Below are 22,818 nucleotides of genomic sequence, written 5' to 3'. Positions count from 1 at the left end.
CAAAAGGACAAGAAAGGGACGCCAGCATGGGCATTCAGGATGAAAAGACGCTGCGATCCGATCTGCAGGAAGCGGCCCTTTTCTTTCACAAATATCCCGTTCCCGGAAAGCTGGAAATCCAGGCCACCAAGCCACTCGGCAACCAGCGGGACCTGGCGCTGGCCTATTCGCCCGGCGTGGCGGCCCCATGCCTTGCCATCAAGGATGATCCCGCGACCGCGGCCGACTATACGGCGCGGGCGAATCTCGTGGCCGTGATCTCCAATGGCACGGCCGTTCTCGGCCTGGGCAATATCGGCCCGCTTGCCTCCAAGCCGGTGATGGAGGGCAAGGCGGTGCTGTTCAAGAAATTCGCCGGCATCGACGTGTTCGACATCGAGATCGACGCGCCCGGCATCGAACGCATGGTCGAGACCATCTCCGCGCTCGAACCCACCTTCGGCGGCATCAACCTGGAAGACATCAAGGCGCCGGAATGCTTCGAGGTCGAGGAGCAGCTGAAGGCGCGCATGCGCATCCCGGTCTTCCATGACGACCAGCACGGCACCGCCATCATCGTCGCGGCGGCTGTCCTCAACGCGCTGGAACTGGCCGGCAAGAAGATCGAGGAGGTGAAGATCGTCACCTCCGGTGCGGGCGCGGCCGCGCTCGCCTGCCTCAACCTGCTCGTCTCGCTGGGGGCGAATGTCGACAACATCTGGGTCACCGACCGTTTCGGCGTCGCCTACAAGGGCCGGACCGACGAGATGGACCGGTGGAAAGACGTCTATGTGAAAGACACCGAACACCGCACGCTGGCCGACGTGCTGCCGGGCGCCGACGTGTTCCTCGGCCTGTCGGCCGCAGGCGTGTTGAAGCCGGAACTGCTGCATCTGATGGCGCCGAACCCGCTGATCCTGGCGCTCGCGAACCCCACCCCGGAGATCATGCCGGACATGGCGCGCGCGGCGCGGCCCGACGCCATGATCTGCACCGGCCGTTCCGATTTTCCCAACCAGGTCAATAACGTAATCTGCTTTCCTTACATTTTCCGTGGAGCGCTGGACTGCGGTGCGAGCGCCATCAACGAGGAGATGAAGATGGCGGCGGTGCGCGCCATAGCCGCGCTTGCCCGCGAGGAACCGTCGGACGTCGCCGCGCGCGCCTATTCCGGCGAAACGCCGATGTTCGGCCCGGATTTCCTGATCCCCTCGCCGTTCGATCCGCGCCTCATCTTGCGGGTGGCGCCGGCGGTCGCGCGGGCGGCCGACGAGTCGGGCGTCGCCACGCGGCCCATCACCGACATGGCCGCCTATCTGGACAAGCTGAACCGCTTCGTCTTCCGTTCCGGCCTGGTGATGAAGCCGGTGTTCTCGACGGCCAAGACGGCCACCGCCAAGCGCGTCATCTACGGCGACGGCGAGGACGAGCGGGTGCTGCGCGCGGCACAGGTCGTGCTGGAGGAAGGCATCGCCCAGCCGATCCTGATCGGCCGTCCGCATGTCATCGACGTGCGGCTGAAACGGTACGGCCTGCGCATCCGGCCGGGCGTCGATTTCGGGCTGATCAATCCGGAAGACGATCCGCGTTACCGGCTCTATGTCGACCTGCTGATCGAGCTTGGCGGGCGCCGGGGCATCACGCAGGAGGCCGCGCGCAACATGGTGCGCACCGATCCGACGGTGATCGCGGGGCTGGCGATGAGGCGCGGCGAAGCCGACGCCATGATCTGCGGACTGGAAGGGCGCTTCGCCCGGCACCTGCGCAACGTCAACCTGCTGATCGGCCCCCGCGACGGCATCAAGGAACTGTCGACGCTGTCCATGCTGATCTCGCAGCGTGGCGTGCTGTTCCTCACCGACACCTATGTAACGGTCGACCCGACGGCCGAGGAAATCGCCGAAATGACGATCCTGGCAGCCGAGGAGATACGGCGCTTCGGCATCGAGCCGAAGGCGGCGCTCGTGTCGCTGTCGGACTTCGGCTCGCACGAGGCGCCTAGCGCCCAGAAGATGCGCAAGGCGGCCGCCATTCTGGCCCGTAAGGCTCCGGACCTGGAATGCGACGGCGAGATGCATGCCGATTCGGCCCTCTCGGAGCAACTGCGTCAGCGCGTCTATCCGCATTCGCGCCTGAAGGGCGAGGCCAATCTCCTTGTCTTCCCGAGCCTGGATGCAGCCAACATCACGCTGACGGCGCTGCGCACCATGATGGACGCGCTGCATGTCGGCCCCATCCTGCTGGGAACCGACAGGCCCGCCCACATATTGACGCCTTCGGTCACGTCCCGCGGCATCGTCAACATGACGGCGCTCGCCGTGGCGGAGGTGGCGCACCGCGCCCAGACGACCCCAAAGGCTTCAACCAGCTAGAGAAAGGGTTAACCCGCCCCAAGCTAGATTCCCGTCGAGATTCCATAGGCGGGACGAGGCATATGAGGGGCGGAACCCGAAGGCTGGCGCTGGCCACCGCCACGATCTTTGGTGCGGCGGTCGCGTCGGTTTTTGCTCCTGCAGCAACCCAGGCGGCCTCGCCGGCCTGCCGGCAACTCGAAGCCGAACTGGCCGCGACCAAGGGCTCGAGCGGTCGGGCTGTCGTCGGCCGGTACGATGCCGCGATTGCCAGACAGAATGACGAACTCGCCAAGGCGCGCGCCCAATCCCGTGCCGCCGGCTGCGGCTTCTCGCTTTTCGGGGGCAACATCTCGCATTGCGCGGAACTGAACGCCGCGCTGGAGCGCATGAACCGCAACCTCGATATGCTGGAGCGCAAGCGGGCGCGCCTGGCGGCAGGTGCGTCACCCCGCGACCGCGCACGAATCCAGGCGCGGCTCGAGGCCAATGGCTGCAACGACACGGCGGCGCCGCGTATCGTAAAGGCCGAAACGCAAACGGAGGTGCGCATACTCGGCGGCTCGGCCCAAACCGCCGATCCGGACGGCATGCCGCCGCAGCCGAACGACACGGCCGGGGAAAGCGTCAGCGGCCGGGTGCTCAACCTCAGTGCCCTACCCTCCGGCGGCGGCGACTACCGGACGCTGTGCGTGCGAACCTGCGACGGCTATTTCTTCCCCATGTCCACAGCCGCCTCGACCGGCGAATTCGAGCGCGACCAGAAAAATTGCGAATCGAGCTGCCCCGGCACCGAGATTCAGCTTTTCTATACGCGCGGCTTCGACAACGATCCGGCGGGCATGATCTCCACCGCGACAGGCCGTCCTTACGACCAGCTTTCCAGCGCCTATCTCTACAAGCGCCCCAACGCTTCCATTCCACGCGGTTGCGGCTGCAACGCGGCCAAGGATTTCAAGATCATCGCCGGCAATCCCGCCGCCGGCGCCGCTGGAGGATCGTCCTTCCTTCCGGTTCCGGCCACGCGCCCCGATCCCGCCGCGGACTCGGAGACGCTGGCGAATGCGGCCGGCGGGCTCGATGCCGAAGCCCTGCGCGAGCTTGCCGCGAAACCGGCCGATAGCCCGAAATCAACGGCCGAAGACCGCAGGATCAGGGTCGTCGGGCCAACGTTCCTTCCCGACCCAGAAGGGGCAATAGATCTGCAAGTTCCGGCCCCGAAGACAGGCCGGTAAGCGCCAGCCGAAGCGGCATGAACAGGGATTTGCCCTTGCGTCCGGTGGCTTCCTTCACCGCCGCTGTCCAGTCTTTCCAGATCGTCGCGTCCCAAGGCTCCTCCGGGAGGAGGTCGAAAGCCTGACGCAGGAATTCCCGGTCTTCGTCCGAAAATTCCGGCTGCTCGAGCGGGCCTTCCTTGACGATCCGCCACCAGAGCGCGGCGTCCGACAGCTTGTCGCAATTTCCACGCACGGCCTGCCAGAACGGCGCGGCACGGCTGTCGGAAACACCCAATATCGCCAGCCGGTCCCGCACCTGCTCGAACGGCATGTGGTGCAGCAACGACCGGTTCAGCACCAGAAGCTCGTCGGGGTCGAACTTGGCTGCCGATTTCGAGGTGGCGGCGGGATCGAAGCGCTCGGCCAGTTCCGCCATGGTCGGCACGGCCTCGACATTCTCGGAGGTGCCGATCAGCACCGCCAGCGACGCGACCGCCATCGGCTCGATGCCGCCCTCGCGCAGCCCTTCGATCGACAGCGCGCCAGAGCGTTTCGACAAGCCCTCGCCCGAAGTGGTGGTCAAAAGGTTGTGGTGGCCAAAAACCGGCGCCTGTGCGCCAAGCGCATGGAAGATGGCGATCTGGACACCCGTATTGGTGACGTGATCGTCGCCGCGGATGACATGGGTGACACCCATGTCGATATCGTCCACCACCGAAGGCAGCGTGTAGAGATAGGTGCCGTCCTCGCGCACCAGAACCGGATCGGAAACCGAGGCAAGGTCCACCGTTTCCTCGCCGCGCACCAGATCGTTCCAGTGGATCTCGGTGCGTTCCGGCTGCAGCGGGTCGGAGGTGAAATTGGGCAGCAGGAAGCGCCAGTGCGGCCGGCGGCCGTCGGTTTCATACTCGGCGATCTGCTCCGGGGTCAGCGCCAGGGCCTCGCGGCCATAGACCGGCGGCAGGCCGCGCGTGCGGCGCACCTTGCGCCTCAGGTCGAGTTCTTCGGGCGTCTCATAGCAGGCATAGAGCACACCGGCCGCCTTCAGCCGCTCGACCGCCGCGTCGTAGCGGTCGAAGCGTTTCGACTGATACTCCGTCGCGTCCTGGAAAATGCCGAGCCAATGCAGATCGTAGAGGATCGCGTCGGCGAACTCCTGTTTCGAGCGGACAACGTCGGTATCGTCGAAGCGCTGGATGAAGCGGCCCCGATGCTTTTGGGCGAACAGCCAGTTGAACAGGGCCGTGCGCGCATTGCCGATATGGATGCGGCCGGTCGGGGACGGTGCGAAACGTACTGTGACGGTCATTCTGGCGGGCGTAGCGGATGCGGCCGCGCTTGACAAGCGCCGGCGCCGGAGAGCCCGGCCGCGCAACTCCCCGGCAGGGCTCCATACGGCCGCAGTGGCGACTACCGCCTCATCTGCATATCGAGGCCGGAGTCGGCCGCTACGAAGCCGAACTGCTTGTACAGGCCGTGTGCATCGCTGGTGCTGAGTGTCCAGCTGCCGACCGTCGCAAGGTCCGGGTGGCCGAGCAGCGCCCCCATCAGTGCCTTGCCGACGCCCTTGCCCCGATGTTCGGGCCAGACGATGACATCGGAAATGCGCGCGAAGACGGCGCGGTCTCCGGAAGCGCGGGCGAAACCCACCTGCCTGCCCTCGATCAGGGCAATGGCGCAGATCGAGTTGGCAAAAGCGCGCCGGTTGAGCGTGTCGGTACGCTCCTGCCCCCAGTAGGACGACTTGATCAGGTCCGAAGTCCTGTCGAAGTCGAGATGCGCCGGATCGAAACTTATCTCGATTCTGCTCATCGATACCGGGCTCAGCCCTTGTCCCGGAACCTGTTGGTGATCGGGTAGCGACGGTCGCGGCCGAAGTTTTTTTTCGTGATCTTCACGCCCGGCGCCGCCTGCCGGCGCTTGTACTCGGCAACGTAGAGCAGGTTCTCGACCCGCGTTACCGTTGCCCGATCATGACCTCGCGCGACGATCTCGTCGACGCCCATCTCGTTCTCGACGAGGCATTCCAGGATATCGTCAAGGTCCGGATAGGGCGGCAGGGAATCCTGGTCGGTCTGGTTCTCGCGCAGTTCCGCCGAAGGCGCCTTTTCGATGATGTTGACGGGGATCACCTCACCGGAGGGGCCGAGCGCGGTCGGCGGCACGTGGCCGTTGCGCCAGCGCGACAGGGCGTAGACCTGCATCTTGTAGAGGTCCTTGATGGGATTGAAGCCGCCGTTCATGTCGCCATAAAGCGTGGCGTAGCCGACCGACATCTCCGACTTGTTGCCGGTGGTCACCACCATCGAGCCGAACTTGTTGGAGATCGCCATCAGGATAGTGCCGCGCGCGCGCGACTGCAGGTTCTCCTCGGTGATGCCTTCCTTCGTGCCCTCGAAAAGCTGGGTCAGCGCGTGCTGGAAACCCTCGACGGGCTCATGGATCGGCACGATGTCGTAGCGGCAGCCAAGCGCGCGGGCGCAATCCTCGGCATCCTTGAGCGACGCGCTGGAGGTGTAGCGATAGGGCATCATCACGCAGCGCACCCGCTCCTCGCCGAGCGCATCGACGGCGAGCGCGGCGCAGATGGCCGAGTCGATGCCGCCCGAGAGGCCGAGCACCACGTTCTTGAAGCCGTTCTTGTTGACGTAGTCGCGCAGGCCGAGCATGCAGGCGCGGTAATCCGCCTCCTCGCGCTCCGGCAGCTTCGACATCGGTCCCTCGGCGCAGACCCAGCCGTGATCGGCTCTCTTCCATGTCGTGACGGCAAGCGTCTCTTCGAACTGGCTCATCTGGAAGGCGAGCGACTTGTCCGCCGCGATGGCGAAGGACGCCCCGTCGAACACCAGTTCATCCTGCCCGCCGAGCTGGTTGGCATAGATCATCGGTAGACCGCTTTCGATGACCTGCCTGATCACGACCTGCTGGCGCACGTCGGCCTTACTGCGGTAGTAAGGCGAGCCGTTCGGCACCAGCAGGATTTCGGCGCCGCTTTCGGCCAGCGTCTCGCTGACGCCGAGATCGCCCCAGATATCCTCGCAGATCGGAATGCCGAGCCTGACGCCGCGGAAATTCACCGGTCCGGGCAGGTCGGGGCCGGGCTGGAACACGCGCTTCTCGTCGAACTCGCCATAGTTGGGCAGATCGACCTTGAAGCGCTCGGCGATCACCTTGCCGCCGTCCGCCACGATGACTGAATTGTGCGTGCCGCTCTTGCGCTTCAGCGGCGTGCCGATGATGACGCCCGGCCCGCCGTCCGCCGTATCGGCGGCGATCTGTTCCGCCGCGCGCTCGCACGCCTTCAGGAAGGCCGGCTTCAGCACCAGATCCTCCGGGGGATAGCCGGCGAGGAACAATTCGGTGAAGAGCACGAGATCGGCGCCCTGGCGGGCGGCATCGGCGCGCGCCTCGCGGGCGCGGGCGAGATTGCCGGCGACGTCGCCAACGGTCGGGTTGAGCTGGGCGACGGCTATGCGCAGCGTATCGGGAACGGATTTCTTCGTCATGGCGAGGGTTTAGCGTGGGCGGGCGCGGCCGGCAATGGCGTTCGGCCCGGCATTGTCATGGTCCATCATGCGCTGGTGTAGCGCTGCATCGTTTCGGGCGATCTGTTCTCGCCGATGGACATGGCCAGGATGCGCGATATGTGCTTGCGCGGCAGCCCGGTCTGCGCCGCCCATTCGTTGATCTGTTTCTGCACCTTCTCCGCATCGCGCTTCGAGGTCGGGCTCTGGGCGATGTCGAGGCCGGCATCGCGCAACGCCGCCACCACGTCGTTCGAGAGGACGTAGGCGTCCCATTCCAGCCAGCGCAGCAGATATTGCGCCGTGGCGCCGCCGAGCCGGCTGCCGTTCTTTGCAAGATAGGCCGTCAGTCCGATCTGGTCGTCGGCCGGCCATTCGGCCAAAAACCTGCCGAAGCCACCGTGCTCCTTCGACACGCGCTCCACGAAGGCGGCGTTGTCCCTCACCGCGCGTATCTTCTGCGGGTTGCGCACGATGTGCTTGTCCGAAGCGAGGTCGTGCCAGAAATCGTCCGGCTGGAACAGCAGCCGTTTGGGCTCGAAACCGAGGAACGCTTCTTCGAAGCCGGGCCATTTCTGCTCGATGACGCTCCACACGAAGCCGGCGGCGAAGACCCGTTCGGCCATGGTGGAGAGGATGCGGTCGTCCGCGATGGCCGCGAGCCTGGCATTGTCCGGCGCGGCGCCGAGCAGGGACGCCAGCACGTTGTCACCGCCCTTTCGGGAAGCGGCCCGTGCACGGATCTTCTGGAAATCGATCATGTGATCCTCGTTCACCGGCGAGCCCTTCCCACGCGTCACGACTGCCTTTACCTCTAGCACGAACGATACGGAGATCCCCATGAACAAGTCGATCGAGGACCTGGCCAAACGCTGGCTGAAGCGCCGGTCGGACGGTCTTTCCATGCTGGAGCACCGCGTTTTGCAGAGCGCCATCGAGCGCAAGACCATCTCCAGGGACACGAACGAGACCTACGCGGAGCAGCTCACCCTGGGGCAACGTCTTGCCGACGGCATCGCCCGCTTCGGCGGCTCCTGGTCGTTCATCCTGGGCTTCCTCGGCTTCCTGGTGCTCTGGGCCGTCGGAAACGTCTACCTGTTGCGGCAGGACGCATTCGACCCCTACCCGTTCATCTTCCTCAACCTGGTGCTGTCGATGCTGGCGGCGATACAGGCGCCGGTCATCATGATGTCGCAGAACCGGCAGGCCCAGCGCGACCGCATCGACGCTGCGCATGATTACGAGGTCAACCTCAAGGCCGAGATCGAGATCATGGCGCTGCATGAAAAGCTGGACGAGATGCGCCACAGCCAGATCATGGGAATGTGCGAGGACATCGCGAGGATATCGCAGAGAGTCGAAAGCATGGAAGGCCGCCTGTCGGCCTTGCACGACGCCGCCAAAGGCAAGCGATGACGGACACCATCCATCGCCTGGTCGAACAATACGGGCTGATCGCGGTCTTCCTCGGCTGCGTGGCCGAAGGCGAGAGCGCGGCGATCCTCGGCGGCTTCTTCGCGCACCAGCATGTCTTCATCGTCTGGCAGACGGTGCTCGCCGCCTTCCTGGGCGCGTTCGCCGGCGATACGTTCTTCTTCTTCCTCGGCCACAGCTTCGCCGAGCATCGCTGGGTGCGCCGCCTGCGCAAGCGGCCAGGCTTCAGCCACGCCTACCAGTCGGTGCGAACGCACCCGAACATCTTCGTGCTGTCGAACCGCTACATTTACGGCATGCGCCTCGTCGGCGGCATCGCCTCCGGACTTTCCGGCATTCCGATCTGGCGCTTCATCGCGCTCAACGCTTTGTCGTCGCTGGTGTGGGCGCTGCTTTTCAGCACCATCGGCTATGTGTTCGGACTCGGCGCGGAGCAGATCATTGGCCGCAGCCTGCTTCTTCACCAGCGGTTGCTGATCGCGCTCGGCATCGGCGTCGCCGTGATCGTCGTGGCGGTCTTCATCGGCCATCGGGTGGCAAGACGCGAACGGGCCAGGGAAGGCGACTGAATTCAGACCGGCAGGCCGGTGATGCGTTGCGCGATCGCGATGATCCAGACGCCGCCGGCCAGCAGGATGGAGATGAGCACGGCGAGCGAGCCGCAATCCTTGGCAAGCTGGATATCGATATTGAATTCGCGGCTGAAGGCATCGCAGGCGGCCTCGATGCCCGTGTTCAGCACCTCGACCATGATGAGGACCAGCACCGCGCCGATCAGCAGCGCATACCCGCTCCACGAGGTGGAGACGAACCAGCCGAGCGGCAGCGCCAGCGCCAGAAGCATCAATTCCTGCTGGAACGCCGCCTCGCTCCCTGCCAGGCGACGAAATGCCCGCACGGAATTGCGAAAGGCGCTGATAAGCCGCTTCATTGCCTGCTCCCTGCGTGAACGGCAGGCGCCGCGCCTGCCCTCGTGGTGGACGCAGGGCTTATGTCTTTTCCTTCAGTCCTCCGCAACCTCGATCGAAGGCGACGAGCGCCCGAATTGCGGCAGCCCGTCTTCGATTTCGTAATAGTCCCCCTTGTCGGCGACGAACAGGTGCTCCTCGCCCTTCAGGCCGGTCGGGGTGTCGAAGCTGCCCGCAAGCACCGAAGTCGTGTCGGAGCCGTTGCGCTTCCAGAACAAGACCGACCCGCAGGTCCGGCAGAAGCCGCGCCTGGCGAAGTTCGAGGCTGCGAACCACGTCACATTGTCCGTGCCCCGAGCATCCATCTCGGCATCTTTGACGTTCGTCGCAGCGAAATAATGCCCTGTCTGCTTGCGGCATTGCGAACAATGGCAATAGATCACGCCGCGCACCGGGCCGCGGGTGATGAATTGCACCGCGCCGCATAGACACGAGCCGTTTCGAACGTCCGTCATGAGCTTCTCCTCTATCAAAACAACGCTTCGCATCTCATCGGCAGACAACGATAAGATGATTGCGACGTAACCTGGCGGAAACAATGTTACCTGACAGGGAAATATCGAGCCGTTTCAGCAAGTAGAGACGTTGCGCGACAGGTTCGCAATTAAGAAAACTTTAGCGCGAACACAGCTATATTGATGCGTGCACAGGATGCAAAAAGGGGGTGCGTCCTGGATGCTGCAATCCCGTCAAGGCGATCCCCTGCCCGGGTTCGAAGGCGAATGCCGACGAATCGGCCATTGAGGTATCCATATGCAGCCGGCTGCTGCTCCGCTCGAACGAAGCACGGACATCGCCACAACCGTCGTCACCATGATGCGCCAGCTCGGCGTGATGGGATTGCCGCGCAACTACGAGATCTTCTATGAGGCCCTCGCCGGCAGCAATCCGGAACTCAGCCTTTCGGTGATCGCACTGAGCAACAGGCCGACGCAGGACGAACTCGACCTGATCGGTCGAAAATTCTTCGCCCAGAACCATGGGCGCGGCATTGTCGAGCATGCCCGCGACGTGCTGGCGCACGAACTGGAAGAGGTTGCGACGCTGCTCAGGGCCGAGCGGTCGCATGTGGAAAAATACGGCAAGATCCTCGACGAGACGTCGGGCGGCCTGAAGAACCGGAGCGCCCTTTCCCGGGAACTGCTGGAAAAGATCGTCAGCGCCGTCTCGAATGCCACCAGTTCCACCATCGAACGGGGACGGTACGTCGCGAACGCGCTGACGGAGAAGACGGCCGAACTGGAGACGGTGAAGTCGAAGCTCGAGGAATACAAGCGGCTGGCCGACACCGACCCGCTGACGCATGTGTGGAACCGCCGCGCCTTCGACACGGAGATCGCGCGCATCTACAGCAGCAACAAGGGCATCCTGTTCAACGCGCTGATCCTGGCCGACATCGACCGCTTCAAGGACATCAACGACCGCTTCGGCCATCCGGCAGGCGACAAGGTCATCAAGAGCATCGCCAACATCTTCCACGGCAGCGCCGTGCCGGGCATGTTCGTGGCGCGCACCGGAGGAGAGGAATTCGCCATCATCGTCGAGGGCGTGAGCGAGGACTACACCTTCGAGATCGCCGAACGCTTCCGGCTGCTGATCGAACAGAGCCGGTTCCAGATCGGCCAGGACATGGAGTGCGGCCCGGTCACCATCTCCATGGGCATCTGCATGGCTTCCGAAGCGACAGGCCCGGAAGACCTCTACACCAAGGCCGACAGCGCCCTCTATCGCTCCAAGATCGATGGACGAAACCGCGTCACGCGCCATTCCACCATGGGCGGGAGGTCGGGCAAGAACTGGATGCTGTACAAACAGGACTGACCGGGGTTCGCCACGGCCGCCATGCGGTTTCCTGCATGAAAAAAGCGCCGGGTTGCCCCGGCGCTTTCGTATTATGCGGATGCCGCGATCAGCCGTTGGCGGCCTGCTTGTGCTGGACCGAATGGCTCTTCTTGAGCAGGTCCGAAACCAGGAACGCCAGTTCGATCGCCTGATCCGCGTTGAGGCGCGGGTCGCAATGGGTGTGATAGCGATCCTGCAATTCCTCGGCGGTGATGGCACGCGCGCCGCCGGTGCATTCGGTGACGTTCTTGCCCGTCATCTCGATATGGATGCCGCCCGGATGCGTGCCCTCGGCACGATGCACGTCGAAGAAGGTCTGCACCTCCTTGAGGATGCGGTCGAACGGCCGGGTCTTGTAGCCGGCGGCGGTGATGGTGTTGCCGTGCATGGGATCGCACGACCACACCACCGAACGCCCTTCCCGCTCCACCGCGCGGACCAGCTTGGGCAGGTGATCGGCCACCTTGTCGGCGCCGAAGCGGGCGATCAGGGTCAACCGGCCGGGCTCGTTTTCCGGGTTCAGCAGGTCGATCAGTTCGATGAGCCCATCCGGGGTCAGCGACGGGCCGCACTTCAGGCCGAGCGGGTTCCTGATGCCGCGGCAGTACTCGATATGCGCGTGGTCGGGCTGGCGCGTGCGGTCGCCGATCCAGATCATGTGGCCCGACGTTGCGTACCAGTCACCGGTCGTGGAATCGACGCGGGTCAGCGCTTCCTCGTAGCCGAGCAGCAGCGCCTCGTGGCTGGTGTAGAAGTCCGTCTCGCGCAACGCGAAGTTGGTCTCCGAAGTGATGCCGACGGCCTTCATGAAGTCCATCGTCTCGGTGATGCGGTTGGCGAGCGACTCGTATTTTTCGGCCTGCGGGCTGTCGGAGACGAAGCCGAGCATCCAGCGATGCACGTTTTCCAGGCTGGCATAGCCGCCCTGGGCGAAAGCGCGCAGCAGGTTCAGCGTCGCGGCGGCCTGGCGGTAGGCCATCACCTGGCGCTGCGGATCGGGTATGCGCGCCTTGGCGTCGAACTCGATGCCGTTGATGATGTCGCCGCGATAGCTCGGCAGCGTCACCTCGCCCTTGGTCTCGTTGTCGGACGAGCGCGGCTTGGCGAACTGGCCGGCGACACGGCCGATCTTCACCACCGGCTGGGAGCCGGCGAAGGTCAGCACAACCGCCATCTGGAGGAAGACGCGGAAGAAGTCGCGGATGTTGTCCGCGCCATGCTCGGCGAAGCTCTCGGCACAATCGCCGCCCTGGAGGAGGAATGCGTCACCGGCAGCCACGCTGGCAAGCTGCTTCTTCAGCTTGCGTGCCTCGCCTGCAAAAACCAATGGCGGAAAGCTGGCAAGCTGGGCCTCCGTGCTCTTCAGCACATCCACGTCCGGATAGGCCGGAACCTGGCTGATCGGCTTCGTTCTCCACGAATTCGGGGCCCATTTCGTCATCGTCGTACCCAATGCTCTCTTGGCCGGAAGCTCTCCGGGCTCGCTACGCGGGCATCGTTACCCGCAAACCTGTCCTCATATGGGGACTGCGCTCCTTACATGAAGCCGTCTTTCCATTCTAGTCCGGATTCGTGCGGCCGCTAAGCCGTATCGCCGCACGAATAATCCGCCATCGGTAGGCATCGGCAATTTGATCTTCCGCAGCGACACGTGTGGCGTGGCGGCAACGTCACCCGATTTCCCGAGCCGCCTACGTCAGAGAATATTAACTGAAAGTGATCAATTGGTGTTACGATCCGTAACAAAACGAAAAAGGTTTGGGCGGACAGTGATTCGGGTCGGCAGACCACCGCATTCAATGCTGAAGAAGACCTCCAGCGGCGCAGATCGGCCGCAACACAGAACGGCGGTCTCCTCGATGCGCAGCTTCTGGGGCCTGATGCGGGCCTACTGGTTCTCCGAAAAATGGGCGGAAGCATGGCTGCTGGCTGCCGTGATCGCCCTGATCACCGCCCTGTCCAGCAAGGCCGGCGTCTGGTTCGCCGAAGCTTCGGGCGAACTGGTCAACTCCATCGCCTTCTTCCACGACGCCGCAAACACCAACCCGCTCCGCAGGCTTCTGGAAGATGCGGGATGGCTGGTCCTGCTGGTCGTCTTCAAGGATGCCGGCATCACCGGCTCGCGGATGCTGGTCTCCACAACGCTGCACCGCAAATGGCGCGGCTGGCTGGACAGCCGCTTCAACGAGGCCCTGCTCGACGCCAACCATACGCATTTCCATGCCCAGCACGGCACCGCGGACGGGGCTCCCGACAATATCGACCAGCGGGTGCAGGAATCCATCAAGGACCTGACCGGCGGCGCCATAGGGCTGGCCATGGGCGTGATGGCGGTCGCCACTTCCGTCTTCTTCGTCGGCCAGAAGCTCTTGGAAACCTCCACCGAAGTGGCCGGGCTGGAATTCCTGGGCGACTACGGCAGCGCGGTGCTGGCGCTGGTGGCGGTGGCCGCCTACGTGCCGCTCAACACCTGGATCGCCGCGAAGCTCGGCGGCATGCTGGAGCGCCTCAACGTGCACATGCAGCGCGCCGAAGGCACCTATCGCGGCGAGCTGACCACCTTCCTGCGCCGCTCCTTCCACGTTGCCGCGTCGCGCGGAGAGGACGTGCAAAAGGCCATGCATGGCCGGCTGTACAAGGACATAGACAGCACCTGGGGCCGGCTGAACGTCGTCAACACCAGCTATGCCGCGTTCGAGCTCGTCTACAATTTCATCGGCGCGAGGATCGTCGCCTACGGGCCGGGCCTGGTGCCCTTCATCCATAACCGGCTCGACCTCAAGGGCTACATAACCGGCGCGGAACTGGTCAATTCGCTGATCAGCCAATGTTCCTGGTTCATCCACGTGATGCCGGCGATCGCCACGCTGCGGGCCAACAGCCATCGCGTGACGGAGCTCGCGCAAGCGATCGAGAACGTGCAGCAGCCGGCCGAATTCTATCGCCAGACAGGCAAGTCCGAATTCATCTACGCCCGGCAGAACCCCGTGTTCGGCCTTACCATCCAGCATCTCGAGCTGACGCACAGGGGCCACGATTCGGAGCCGTTCCTGGCCAGCGAGCGGCTGCGTTTCCGCCCCGGCGAATGGACCTTCCTCAAAGGCGAATCCGGCTGCGGCAAGACCTCGCTGATCAAGGCCATCAACGGCCTGTGGCCATATGGCCGGGGCATGGTGGTGTTCCCGGACGGCATCAAGACCTTCTATGCCGCGCAGGAGGTCAAGCTGCCTCCGCTGTCGCTCAAGGAACTCGTCTGCCTGCCGGAGAGCCCCGGCAGCTACAGCGACGCACAAACCGCCGCCGCCCTTCACAAGGCAGGGTTGGGCGAATTCATCGAGCATCTCGGTTCCGAAGAGCATCAGGGCAAAATCTGGGAACAGGTGCTTTCCGGCGGCCAGAAGCAGAAGCTGGTGGTCGCCCGCATCCTGCTCCAGCAGCCGGGCTTCCTGTTCCTGGACGAAGCCACCGGAGCGCTCGACCCGGAAGGCAAGGTGGCTTTCCATCAGGTCATCAAGGACAATTGCCCGGACGTGGCGGTCATCAGCGTCATGCACGAAGCAACCCCGCCGCGCGCGGCCAACGGCCAGGAATTCTATCACAGCGTGCTGTCGATCGCCGACGGCGTGGCCACCAAGAAGGCGCTCGCGCCGAGCCTGCCGGCGGAGATCACGAAAATCCTCACCAGCCCCCCGGTGGCGGACGACCACTGGCTTCGCCTCCCCCGGCTTCGCCTCAGGGCCTCGAACAGGAACTGACCGGCGCCGGGATCATTCCCGGCGGATGCACAACCGGCCGGCCATCATTCGCGGCGGCGGGACAGGACCTTCGTCAGCATCGGCTCGATACGGGACAATTCGTCCAGATGGACGGCCGAAAGCCGGTGCAGGTGGTCGTCAGCCTGCCGTGTCAGCGCGAGGAACACCCGCCGCTGATCTTCCTTGTCGTGCCGGCGCTCGACCAGCCCTGCCTCGCACAGGCGGTCCACCAGTTCCACGGCGCTGTGATGGCGAATGCGCAGCCGCTCGGCCAGGTCCCCGATGGCCACCGGCCCGCCGCCCGGATAGCCCTTTATGGCCAGCAGCGCCTGGTGCTGGCGCGGCTGAAGACCCACCGTGCGCGCCGCGTTCTGGCTGAACTCCAGGAAGCGGCGGATCAGGTATCTGAACTCCGAAAGCGCCTGGTAGTCGGCCTGCGTGATCTCCAGACGGCCGCCCTCAGCCGATTTTTCAATATCCATCAAAGCTCCCGACGCGAAAGCGCCTTGAATTTATATCGTGTTACGATAGAGGACGGGCCGCAACAAGCATTTTGGATTGCCTGCCGGCCGATCGTCCGCACGTCGCCCAGCATAGCCGAAGCCCGCCTGCCGAAAGAAGACAGATCAGGATGAAACATCCCCAAGCCGACCAGCACCATCTGCGCGATTTCACCACCGATGCGCGTGTTCTGGTGATCGCCGCGATCGCGATCGTGGTGGCCACCGCGGGCGTGGGCGGAGGCATCGCGCTGATGCACCTGATCCGGCTCGTCACCAATCTCGCTTATTTCGGCCGCTTCACGCTCGAAGACCTGAAGCTCGCCGACACGCCGCTGGGCCTCTGGGCCGTCCTGCTGCCGGTTGCCGGCGCGCTGGTCATCGGCCTGATGGCGCGCTACGGCAGCGAGAAGATCCGCGGGCACGGCATTCCCGAGGCGATGGAGGCGATCCTGCTCGGCCGCTCGCGCCTCAGCGCCAAGGTCGCGATCCTGAAGCCGCTGTCTTCGGCTATTTCCATCGGCAGCGGCGGCCCCTTCGGCGCCGAAGGGCCAGTCATCATGACCGGCGGCGCAATCGGCTCGCTGATCGCGCAGGCGCTTCCGGTCAGCGACACCGAACGCAAGACGCTGCTGGTGGCCGGCGCGGCCGCGGGCATGACGACGGTCTTCGGCACGCCCATCGCCGCCATCATGCTGGCCGTCGAACTGCTGCTGTTCGAATGGACGCCGCGCAGCTTCATTCCCGTTGCGGTCGCGGCCATCGTGGCGGAGGTCGAGCGCACGATGCTCCACCTGCCCTCGCCGCTGTTCCCGTTTCACGGCGGAATGGATTTCTCGCTGGTCGGCCTGTTCGGCTGGGCCTTCATCGGCCTCTGTTCAGGAATACTGGCGGTTTGCCTCTCGCGCCTCGTCTATGCCTGCGAGGACGGATTCGCCAAGCTCCCGATCCACTGGATGTGGTGGCCGATGATCGGCGGCCTGGTCGTCGGACTGGGCGGGCTGATCGAGCCGAACGCTCTCGGCGTCGGCTACGACAATATCGCCCGCTTCCTGGACGGCCATGTCCTGGTCGAAAGCGCGCTGCTGCTTCTGGTCGTCAAGGGCGTCATCTGGTCGGTCGCGCTCGGGTCCGGCACCTCGGGCGGCGTGCTTGCGCCGCTGCTCATCATCGGCGGGGCGATGGGGGCGGCGATGGCGGGCCTGCTCCCCGCCGCCGATCCCGGCTTCTGGGCGCTGCTGGCGATGGCAGCGACCATGGGGGCGACCATGGGAGCGCCGCTGACGGCGACATTCTTCGCCATCGAGGTCACCGGCAACAGCCATGTCCTGGTGCCGCTTACCGCCGCCTGCGTGGTGGCCTATTCCACGACCGTGCTGGTGATGAAACGCTCGATCCTGACCGAGAAGATCGCGCGGCGCGGCGTCCACCTCACCCGCGAATATCGCGTCGATCCCTTCGCGCTCACCCGGGTCAGCGATGTGATGACCACCGCCGTCGAGACCGTCCCGGCAGCGATGACGCTGCACGCCGCGGCCCGTTTCCTCACCGCGCCCGACACCCGCCACCCGAGCTTCCCGGTCGTGGACGCAAGCGGCCATGTGCTCGGGCTCATTGATCCGCCCGCGATCCTGCGCTGGCGCCGGGCCGGGCATCACCGCAACGCCACGCTGGGCGAACTGCTGGCCAACGGCAAGATCACGCTCGCCTACCCGGACGAATATCTGGAAGGGCTGGCCGACAAGCTGGATATCGCCAACGTCTCGCATCTGCCGGTCGTCTCGAGGCAGGACCAGCGGCTGATCGGTTATGTCGGCTGGAAAGACCTGATGCGGGTGCGCAACCGGACCAGGGCGGAGGAGCGGGAGCGCGCGCGTTTCTTCCGTTTCGACAAGCGCGGCTCCACCCGCAACGCCGACTGAAAGCCGTCGCGCCGACGATGTTCATCACACTGATGCGAGCGCGTCTTTCCGGCGGCGATTTCCGGCTTATTTCGATTGACTTAGGACCGCTCTTTCCTATGTTGCGCTGGCTTGCAGCGCCGAACCAACCCTGCAAGCGGAAAGGTCAATCCGCCATGCCTGGCGACAGTCACAGTCGAACGCAATCGCCGTCCGCTTGACGTGACCCGACGGGCTCGCGTCCGGCCGACGGCCAGGAGTGAGCCATGAACGAATTTTCGCCCGTCGCGGGCGGCGATGCTCTCGCAATCGCCCGTATCCTCGCAAACGATCACGTCGCCGACATCGTCGAGGCCCTGAACCAGGAGTCGCACGAGGTCGCCGGCGAGTTGTTGTCCGAACTGCCGTTCGAGCGCGCCGTCGAGATATTCGACCAGCCCGAGCTCGATGCGGCGCCCGAACTTATGGCCTCGTTGCCGCGCGAGCGCGCGGCCAAGCTGCTGGCCGCCATGTCCGTGGACCGCGCGGCCGACATCGTGCGCGAGCTGGAGGAGCCGGCGCGCGGCGAGCTGATGCATGCGATATCGCCGTCGCTGCGCCACACGCTGCTGTCGATCCTCGGCTATCCCGAGGGCAGCGCCGGCTCGATCATGACCACCGAATATGTCAGCGTTCCGCCCGATTGGACGGTCGGCCGCACGCTGGACTATATCCGCAAGGTCGAGCGCACCCGCGAGACGATCTACGCCATCTATGTGGTCGATCCCGAGACGCGGGCGCTGCTGCGCGCCTTCGGCCTGAGGCGCCTCATCATCGGCCGCCCCGAAGACCGCATAATGGACATCGCACCCGATGTCGCGCCGGTCACCGTTTCACCGCTGACGGACGTCGAGCAGGTGGCGCAGCTCATCCGCAAATACGACCTGCTTGCGGTGCCGGTCATCGACGCCGCGGACAGGGTCCTCGGCATCGTCACGGTCGACGACATCGTCGACACGATGATCGAGGAGACCACCGAGGACGTGCACCGTTTCGGCGGCATGGAAGCGCTGGACGAACCCTACATGAAGATGGGGTTCTTCTCCATGATCGGTAAGCGCGGCGGCTGGCTGTGCGCCCTGTTCCTCAGCGAAATGCTGACGGCGAGCGTGATGCAGCACTATGAGACGGAACTGGAAAAGGCGATCGTGCTGACGCTTTTCATTCCGCTCATCATGAGTTCCGGCGGCAATTCCGGCTCGCAGGCGACCTCGCTGGTCATCCGCGCGATGGCGCTGCGCGAGATTTCGCTGGCCGACTGGTGGCGGGTGGCGCTGCGCGAACTGCCGAGCGGGATCGTTCTGGGTGCCATGCTGGGGCTGGTCGGCATCGCGCGCATCACGCTCTGGCAGCATCTGGGCCTTTACGACTATGGCCCGCACTGGATGCTGATCGCCGTGACGATCGGCGTGGCGCTGGTGGGGATCGTCACCTTCGGCTCGCTGACGGGCTCGATGCTGCCTTTCGCGCTGAAACGCATCGGCTTCGATCCGGCCAGCGCCTCGGCCCCCTTCGTCGCCACGCTGGTCGACGTCACGGGACTGGCGATCTACTTCACGGTCGCGCTGGTGATCCTGTCGGGCACTTTGCTTTGACCATGGGGCTTTGACGGCCGAGAGGTTTGAAAGAGCAGACGGGCCGGATCAATCGACCCGTCTGCCGTCTCTTACGACATAGCTCGGCTTGTACATGGTGACGAATTCCTCTGCCGCGGTGGGATGGACAGCCATGGTGCGGTCGAAATCGTCCTTGGTAACACCGGCCTTCAGCGGAATGCCGAGCAACTGCGCCATCTCTCCGGCATCCGGCCCGAGGACATGGGCGCCGAGCACCTTGCGGGTGGCGGCGTCCACGACAAGCTTCATCAGCATCTTCTCGTCGCGGCCGGAGAGCGTGTTCCGCATCGGGCGGAACGAAGCCCGGTAGATCTCCAGTTCCGGGTAACGCTTTGCCGCTTCGTCCTCGGAAAGGCCGACCGTGCCGATTTCCGGCTGGGAAAAAACCGCAGTGGCGATGGTGTCATGATCCGGCGCAACGGGATTGCCCTTGAAGGCCGTCTCCACGAAGCACATCGCTTCATGGATCGCCACCGGCGTCAGTTGCACGCGGTTGGTGACGTCGCCGATGGCCCAGATATTGTCGACATTGCTGCGGGAATAGTCGTCCACCTCGATGGCGCCGGTCTTCGCCGTCCGCACGCCGGCGGCCTCCAGGCCGAGGGCTTCCGTGTTGGGCACGCGGCCGATGGCGAGCATCATCTGGTCCGTCACCAGCACTTCGCCGCCGCTGACGGTCACGTCCAGGCGCCCGTCAGGGCGGCGCTCCACCTTCTCGGAAACGGCATGGCAGAGTATCCTGATGCCCTTCCTTTCCATCGTCTCGTGCAGCGTCCGCCGCAGATCCATGTCGAAGCGGCTCAATATCTCCGCACCGCGGTAGACCAGCGTGGTTTCCACGCCGAGGCCGTGGAAGATGTTGGCGAATTCCACCGCGATATAGCCGCCCCCCTCGATCACGATCGCCTTCGGCAGTTGCGCGAGGTGGAACGCCTCGTTCGAGGTGATGCAGTGCTCATGTCCCGGCAGCGCCGGGTGAGGCGCCGGGCGGCCGCCGGTGGCGATCAGGATCGTTTCGGCAGTCACGGTGCGGTTTTCGCCGGCCAGGCGCACCGTGTGGCGATCGACCAGTTCGGCGCGCGCATGGAAGGTCTCGGCACCGGCACCCTCGACATTGCGCTTGTAGATGCCTTCCAGCCGCTCGATCTCGCGATCCTTGTTGGCGATCAGGGTCGGCCAGTCGAAATCGGCCTTCGGCACGGTCCAGCCATAGCCGGCGGCGTCCTCGAAATGTTCGGGAAATTGCGAGGCATAGACGAGCAGCTTCTTCGGCACGCAGCCCCGAATGACGCAGGTGCCGCCGAACCGGTATTCCTCGGCGATGGCCACCCGCTTGCCCAGCGCTGCCGCTACGCGCGCGGCCCGCACCCCGCCCGAGCCGCCGCCGATGACGAAAAGATCGTAGTCGTAAGCGGTCATGGCAAGCTCCGTCCGATGATTTCGGGCCCACTGGTAGGCCGCGGAGCGCCAAAAGAAAAGCCCGGCCAGAGCCGGGCTTTTGCGATCGGATCGATGACGCGATCAGTCCTGCGAGCCGTCGCCGCCGTCTGCGGGCTGGGCATTGTCGGCGGGCTGCGAAGCGTCAGCGGGCTGGACCTTGGTGCCGGCGGCGGCGGCCAGCGCCTGGCCGACCTGCTGGGCGAGATCGCGGGCGACGCCGTTCTGCCAGATTTCGGCGGCCTTCACCAATTCACGCGTCACGATGGGGCCGCTGGAAAGCAGCTTCTTGCCGGCGTCCGAATTGTAGAAGGTGGCGATGTCTTTCAGTTCCTGTTCGGAAAACACCTTGGCATAGGCCGTCGCGGCCTCCTTCTCCAGGTCGGACCGGCGCGAGGCCAGAGCCAGCGCCTTTTCGCTGACCGTCTTGGAGATGAGATTCTGCAGGTCGGGATTCTTCTGGATGAGCTGCTGTTCCAGCGCACCGGCCGCCTGCGGAAGGATGTTGTCGAAAGAATCGGTCGCATGGATCGCGGCCACGGCGGTGCGCGCCGCCTTCAGGTGCGAATCGGAAATATCCTGGGCGAAGACGGGCGATGCGAGCGCCAGGGCGGCAGAGGCAGCCAGCATGGCGCAAAGGCGGCGAACCCGGTTGTGCAACATCATGATCGGTAGGACTCCCCTGTTTTACCGTATTCTGGCTATCGGGCGGCGTAGACTGTTTCGATGCCGTCGCCGCCGGCAACGATCGCCGCCGATGCCAGTCCAATGAAAAGACCGTGCTCTACCACACCGGGAATGGCATGGAGAGCACCGGAAAGCGCTCTTGTATCCGGAATGCGGCCAAAAGATGCATCGAGGATAAAATGACCGCCGTCTGTAACAAAAGGCACCCCGGCAGTCATCCGCAATGTGAGCGGGCCTTGCAGGCCGAGCGTCGACGCAGCCTTGCCGATGGCAATCTCCGTGGCGCGCAGGCCGAAGCGGTTGACCTCGATGGGCAGCGGAAAACGGCCGAGCGTCTCCACAAGCTTGGAACGGTCCGCGATGACGATCATGCGCGCCGAGGCCGCCGCCACGATCTTTTCCCGCAGCAGCGCGCCGCCGCCGCCCTTGATCAGGGTCAGTTCCGGGCCGATCTCGTCGGCGCCGTCGATGGTGAGGTCGAGTTCCGGCGTCTCCTCGAGCGTGGAGAGCGGCACGCCCAGTTCAAGGCAAAGCGCGGCGGTGCGCTCCGAGGTCGGCACGCCGACGATGTTCAGGCCGGTCGCGACCTTTTCCGCGAGCAGGCGCACGAATTCCTCCGCGGTCGTGCCGGTGCCGATGCCCAGCCGCATGCCGTCGCTCACATGGGAAAGGGCAACCCTTGCCGCCTCGATCTTCAGTTGTCTGGCATCCATTGGAGAGCTCTTCCGCTTCGAAACCGCGTCCGGGCGCTGGTAGCATTTTTGTCCGCAAGGTCAAAGGGCTGTGCCGCCGCCGTCCACGCCCGGCTTGCCTGTCCGCCGATCGGGGGCTATCGGCTGCCGCAGACAGCAGAAAGGACATAGCATGAAGCGGCCCATAATCGTGTTCGATCTCGACGGCACCCTGATCGACACCGCCCCCGACCTGCTCGACAGCCTGAACCACAGCCTGGCCGCCGGACAGATGCAGGCCGTGGACACGGTCGGCTTCAAGCGCTTCGTCGGCCATGGCGGGCGCGTGATGATCGAACGTGCCTATTCGGCGCAGCAGAAACGCTTACCGGCCGAGGAGCACGACAGGCTGCTCAAGATCTTCCTCGACCACTATACGCAGAACATTCCGGGCAAATCCCTGCCCTATCCGGGCGTGCTGCAGGCGATCGCCCGCTTCGAGGACGCCGGCTACGCGCTCGCCGTCTGCACCAACAAATTCGAGGCCAGCTCGCTGGCGCTGATCGAGGCGCTGGGACTGACGAAGCATTTCACGGCCATAGCGGGCCAGGACACCTTTCCTTTCCGCAAACCGGACCCGCGCCACCTGCTCAAGACCATCGAACTGGCCGGAGGCGACCCCGAACGCGCGCTGATGGTCGGCGATTCCCAGACCGACATCGACACGGCCAAGGCGGCCGGCATTCCGGTGGTGGCGGTGGATTTCGGCTACACCGACCGGCATGTCAGCGAATTCGAGCCGTCGGCCGTGATCTCGCATTTCGACGACTTAACGCTTGATCTCGCCGCGAAGCTGATCGGGAGCGCGAAAGGAACCGGGATTTCGTGAAAGGGAGA

20 protein-coding genes are annotated in these 22,818 nt (G+C 64.6%); 9 read left to right on the top strand and 11 right to left on the bottom strand.

The genetic code is table 11. The features are described 5' to 3' along the window. Positions 1 to 26: 26 nt before the first annotated feature. Together QU595_RS06920 and QU595_RS06915 are read left to right on the top strand one after the other, a co-directional pair. On the top strand, positions 27 to 2,351 hold the full coding sequence (locus tag QU595_RS06920; RefSeq protein WP_315920086.1) for an NADP-dependent malic enzyme: 2,325 nt from the start codon (positions 27 to 29) through the stop codon (positions 2,349 to 2,351). 62 nt (positions 2,352 to 2,413) lie between these two features. Next, on the top strand, positions 2,414 to 3,565 hold the full coding sequence (locus tag QU595_RS06915) for a DUF2865 domain-containing protein (RefSeq protein WP_315920085.1): 1,152 nt from the start codon (positions 2,414 to 2,416) through the stop codon (positions 3,563 to 3,565). On the opposite strand, the gene gltX is transcribed toward QU595_RS06915, so the two are convergent. The 4 genes from gltX to QU595_RS06895 form a co-directional block, all read right to left on the bottom strand. Further along, positions 3,483 to 4,856, bottom strand: coding sequence for a glutamate--tRNA ligase (gene gltX / locus QU595_RS06910; protein WP_315920084.1), 1,374 nt, complete (start codon positions 4,854 to 4,856; stop codon positions 3,483 to 3,485). The genes QU595_RS06915 and gltX overlap by 83 nt on opposite strands. A gap of 101 nt (positions 4,857 to 4,957) precedes the next feature. Continuing rightward, positions 4,958 to 5,359: a GNAT family N-acetyltransferase gene (locus tag QU595_RS06905; RefSeq protein ID WP_315920083.1), complete on the bottom strand. Its 402-nt coding sequence runs from the start codon at positions 5,357 to 5,359 to the stop codon at positions 4,958 to 4,960. Between the two features lie 11 nt (positions 5,360 to 5,370). After that, on the bottom strand, positions 5,371 to 7,053 hold the full coding sequence (locus tag QU595_RS06900) for an NAD+ synthase (RefSeq protein WP_315920081.1): 1,683 nt from the start codon (positions 7,051 to 7,053) through the stop codon (positions 5,371 to 5,373). Between the two features lie 65 nt (positions 7,054 to 7,118). Next, positions 7,119 to 7,832, bottom strand: a complete 714-nt coding sequence (locus QU595_RS06895; protein ID WP_315920749.1) for a DNA-3-methyladenine glycosylase I — start codon at positions 7,830 to 7,832, stop codon at positions 7,119 to 7,121. A 79-nt stretch (positions 7,833 to 7,911) separates the two neighbouring features. On the opposite strand from QU595_RS06895, the gene QU595_RS06890 reads away from it, so the two are divergent. Together QU595_RS06890 and QU595_RS06885 are read left to right on the top strand one after the other, a co-directional pair. Then, a complete protein-coding gene (locus QU595_RS06890) occupies positions 7,912 to 8,487 on the top strand; it encodes a DUF1003 domain-containing protein (RefSeq protein WP_315920080.1) in 576 nt (191 codons plus the stop codon). Then, entirely contained in the window at positions 8,484 to 9,074 is a 591-nt protein-coding gene (locus QU595_RS06885) for a DedA family protein (protein WP_315920078.1), read from the top strand. Before QU595_RS06890 ends, QU595_RS06885 begins: the two co-directional genes overlap by 4 nt. Before the next feature lie 2 nt (positions 9,075 to 9,076). On the opposite strand, the gene QU595_RS06880 is transcribed toward QU595_RS06885, so the two are convergent. Together QU595_RS06880 and QU595_RS06875 are read right to left on the bottom strand one after the other, a co-directional pair. Continuing rightward, a complete protein-coding gene (locus QU595_RS06880) occupies positions 9,077 to 9,436 on the bottom strand; it encodes a diacylglycerol kinase (RefSeq protein WP_315920076.1) in 360 nt (119 codons plus the stop codon). A gap of 72 nt (positions 9,437 to 9,508) precedes the next feature. Continuing rightward, a complete protein-coding gene (locus QU595_RS06875; RefSeq protein WP_315920074.1) occupies positions 9,509 to 9,928 on the bottom strand; it encodes a GFA family protein in 420 nt (139 codons plus the stop codon). 298 nt (positions 9,929 to 10,226) lie between these two features. Here QU595_RS06875 and QU595_RS06870 point away from each other — a divergent pair, with 298 nt between their 5' ends. Beyond that, positions 10,227 to 11,294, top strand: coding sequence for a GGDEF domain-containing protein (locus QU595_RS06870; RefSeq protein WP_315920072.1), 1,068 nt, complete (start codon positions 10,227 to 10,229; stop codon positions 11,292 to 11,294). 88 nt (positions 11,295 to 11,382) lie between these two features. Here the strand turns inward: QU595_RS06870 and QU595_RS06865 are convergent, their stop codons facing one another. Beyond that, on the bottom strand, positions 11,383 to 12,756 hold the full coding sequence (locus QU595_RS06865) for a class II 3-deoxy-7-phosphoheptulonate synthase (RefSeq protein WP_315920070.1): 1,374 nt from the start codon (positions 12,754 to 12,756) through the stop codon (positions 11,383 to 11,385). A 418-nt stretch (positions 12,757 to 13,174) separates the two neighbouring features. Here QU595_RS06865 and QU595_RS06860 point away from each other — a divergent pair, with 418 nt between their 5' ends. Then, entirely contained in the window at positions 13,175 to 15,070 is a 1,896-nt protein-coding gene (locus QU595_RS06860) for an ABC transporter ATP-binding protein/permease (RefSeq protein WP_315920068.1), read from the top strand. Between the two features lie 44 nt (positions 15,071 to 15,114). Here QU595_RS06860 and QU595_RS06855 read toward each other — a convergent pair whose 3' ends face one another. Beyond that, positions 15,115 to 15,552: a helix-turn-helix domain-containing protein gene (locus tag QU595_RS06855; protein WP_315920067.1), complete on the bottom strand. Its 438-nt coding sequence runs from the start codon at positions 15,550 to 15,552 to the stop codon at positions 15,115 to 15,117. Between the two features lie 149 nt (positions 15,553 to 15,701). Between QU595_RS06855 and QU595_RS06850 the strand changes: the two genes are divergently transcribed. Together QU595_RS06850 and mgtE are read left to right on the top strand one after the other, a co-directional pair. Beyond that, positions 15,702 to 17,492, top strand: a complete 1,791-nt coding sequence (locus QU595_RS06850) for a chloride channel protein (protein ID WP_315920066.1) — start codon at positions 15,702 to 15,704, stop codon at positions 17,490 to 17,492. 245 nt (positions 17,493 to 17,737) lie between these two features. After that, complete coding sequence (mgtE, locus tag QU595_RS06845; protein WP_315920065.1) at positions 17,738 to 19,105, top strand: magnesium transporter; 1,368 nt, start codon at positions 17,738 to 17,740, stop codon at positions 19,103 to 19,105. Positions 19,106 to 19,153: 48 nt separating this feature from the next. Here mgtE and gor read toward each other — a convergent pair whose 3' ends face one another. From gor to rpiA, 3 genes are all read right to left on the bottom strand, one after another. Beyond that, positions 19,154 to 20,545, bottom strand: a complete 1,392-nt coding sequence (gor, locus tag QU595_RS06840; protein ID WP_315920064.1) for a glutathione-disulfide reductase — start codon at positions 20,543 to 20,545, stop codon at positions 19,154 to 19,156. A 102-nt stretch (positions 20,546 to 20,647) separates the two neighbouring features. After that, positions 20,648 to 21,229, bottom strand: a complete 582-nt coding sequence (locus tag QU595_RS06835; protein ID WP_315920062.1) for a DUF2059 domain-containing protein — start codon at positions 21,227 to 21,229, stop codon at positions 20,648 to 20,650. 35 nt (positions 21,230 to 21,264) lie between these two features. Further along, positions 21,265 to 21,963, bottom strand: a complete 699-nt coding sequence (gene rpiA, locus QU595_RS06830; RefSeq protein WP_315920061.1) for a ribose-5-phosphate isomerase RpiA — start codon at positions 21,961 to 21,963, stop codon at positions 21,265 to 21,267. Positions 21,964 to 22,114: 151 nt separating this feature from the next. Between rpiA and QU595_RS06825 the strand changes: the two genes are divergently transcribed. Then, positions 22,115 to 22,810, top strand: coding sequence for a phosphoglycolate phosphatase (locus QU595_RS06825; RefSeq protein WP_315920060.1), 696 nt, complete (start codon positions 22,115 to 22,117; stop codon positions 22,808 to 22,810). Positions 22,811 to 22,818: the final 8 nt, after the last annotated feature.

It is taken from the genome of Mesorhizobium sp. SP-1A, assembly GCF_032460275.1.
GTDB lineage: Bacteria > Pseudomonadota > Alphaproteobacteria > Rhizobiales > Rhizobiaceae > Mesorhizobium.
This window is presented reverse-complemented; position numbering and strand designations above follow the sequence as displayed.

Excerpts from the sequence above, each read along its gene's own strand:
- QU595_RS06835 (WP_315920062.1), bottom strand. The coding sequence starts at position 21,229 with ATGATGTTGCACAACCGGGTTCGCCGCCTTTGCGCCATGCTGGCTGCC.
- QU595_RS06915 (WP_315920085.1), top strand. The coding sequence starts at position 2,414 with ATGAGGGGCGGAACCCGAAGGCTGGCGCTGGCCACCGCCACGATCTTT.
- QU595_RS06870 (WP_315920072.1), top strand. The coding sequence starts at position 10,227 with ATGCAGCCGGCTGCTGCTCCGCTCGAACGAAGCACGGACATCGCCACA.
- QU595_RS06865 (WP_315920070.1), bottom strand. The coding sequence starts at position 12,756 with ATGACGAAATGGGCCCCGAATTCGTGGAGAACGAAGCCGATCAGCCAG.
- gltX (WP_315920084.1), bottom strand. The coding sequence starts at position 4,856 with ATGACCGTCACAGTACGTTTCGCACCGTCCCCGACCGGCCGCATCCAT.
- QU595_RS06905 (WP_315920083.1), bottom strand. The coding sequence starts at position 5,359 with ATGAGCAGAATCGAGATAAGTTTCGATCCGGCGCATCTCGACTTCGAC.
- rpiA (WP_315920061.1), bottom strand. The coding sequence starts at position 21,963 with ATGGATGCCAGACAACTGAAGATCGAGGCGGCAAGGGTTGCCCTTTCC.
- QU595_RS06885 (WP_315920078.1), top strand. The coding sequence starts at position 8,484 with ATGACGGACACCATCCATCGCCTGGTCGAACAATACGGGCTGATCGCG.
- QU595_RS06875 (WP_315920074.1), bottom strand. The coding sequence starts at position 9,928 with ATGACGGACGTTCGAAACGGCTCGTGTCTATGCGGCGCGGTGCAATTC.
- QU595_RS06900 (WP_315920081.1), bottom strand. The coding sequence starts at position 7,053 with ATGACGAAGAAATCCGTTCCCGATACGCTGCGCATAGCCGTCGCCCAG.
- QU595_RS06855 (WP_315920067.1), bottom strand. The coding sequence starts at position 15,552 with ATGGATATTGAAAAATCGGCTGAGGGCGGCCGTCTGGAGATCACGCAG.
- mgtE (WP_315920065.1), top strand. The coding sequence starts at position 17,738 with ATGAACGAATTTTCGCCCGTCGCGGGCGGCGATGCTCTCGCAATCGCC.
- QU595_RS06880 (WP_315920076.1), bottom strand. The coding sequence starts at position 9,436 with ATGAAGCGGCTTATCAGCGCCTTTCGCAATTCCGTGCGGGCATTTCGT.
- QU595_RS06895 (WP_315920749.1), bottom strand. The coding sequence starts at position 7,832 with ATGATCGATTTCCAGAAGATCCGTGCACGGGCCGCTTCCCGAAAGGGC.
- QU595_RS06860 (WP_315920068.1), top strand. The coding sequence starts at position 13,175 with ATGCGCAGCTTCTGGGGCCTGATGCGGGCCTACTGGTTCTCCGAAAAA.
- gor (WP_315920064.1), bottom strand. The coding sequence starts at position 20,545 with ATGACCGCTTACGACTACGATCTTTTCGTCATCGGCGGCGGCTCGGGC.
- QU595_RS06825 (WP_315920060.1), top strand. The coding sequence starts at position 22,115 with ATGAAGCGGCCCATAATCGTGTTCGATCTCGACGGCACCCTGATCGAC.
- QU595_RS06850 (WP_315920066.1), top strand. The coding sequence starts at position 15,702 with ATGAAACATCCCCAAGCCGACCAGCACCATCTGCGCGATTTCACCACC.
- QU595_RS06890 (WP_315920080.1), top strand. The coding sequence starts at position 7,912 with ATGAACAAGTCGATCGAGGACCTGGCCAAACGCTGGCTGAAGCGCCGG.
- QU595_RS06920 (WP_315920086.1), top strand. The coding sequence starts at position 27 with ATGGGCATTCAGGATGAAAAGACGCTGCGATCCGATCTGCAGGAAGCG.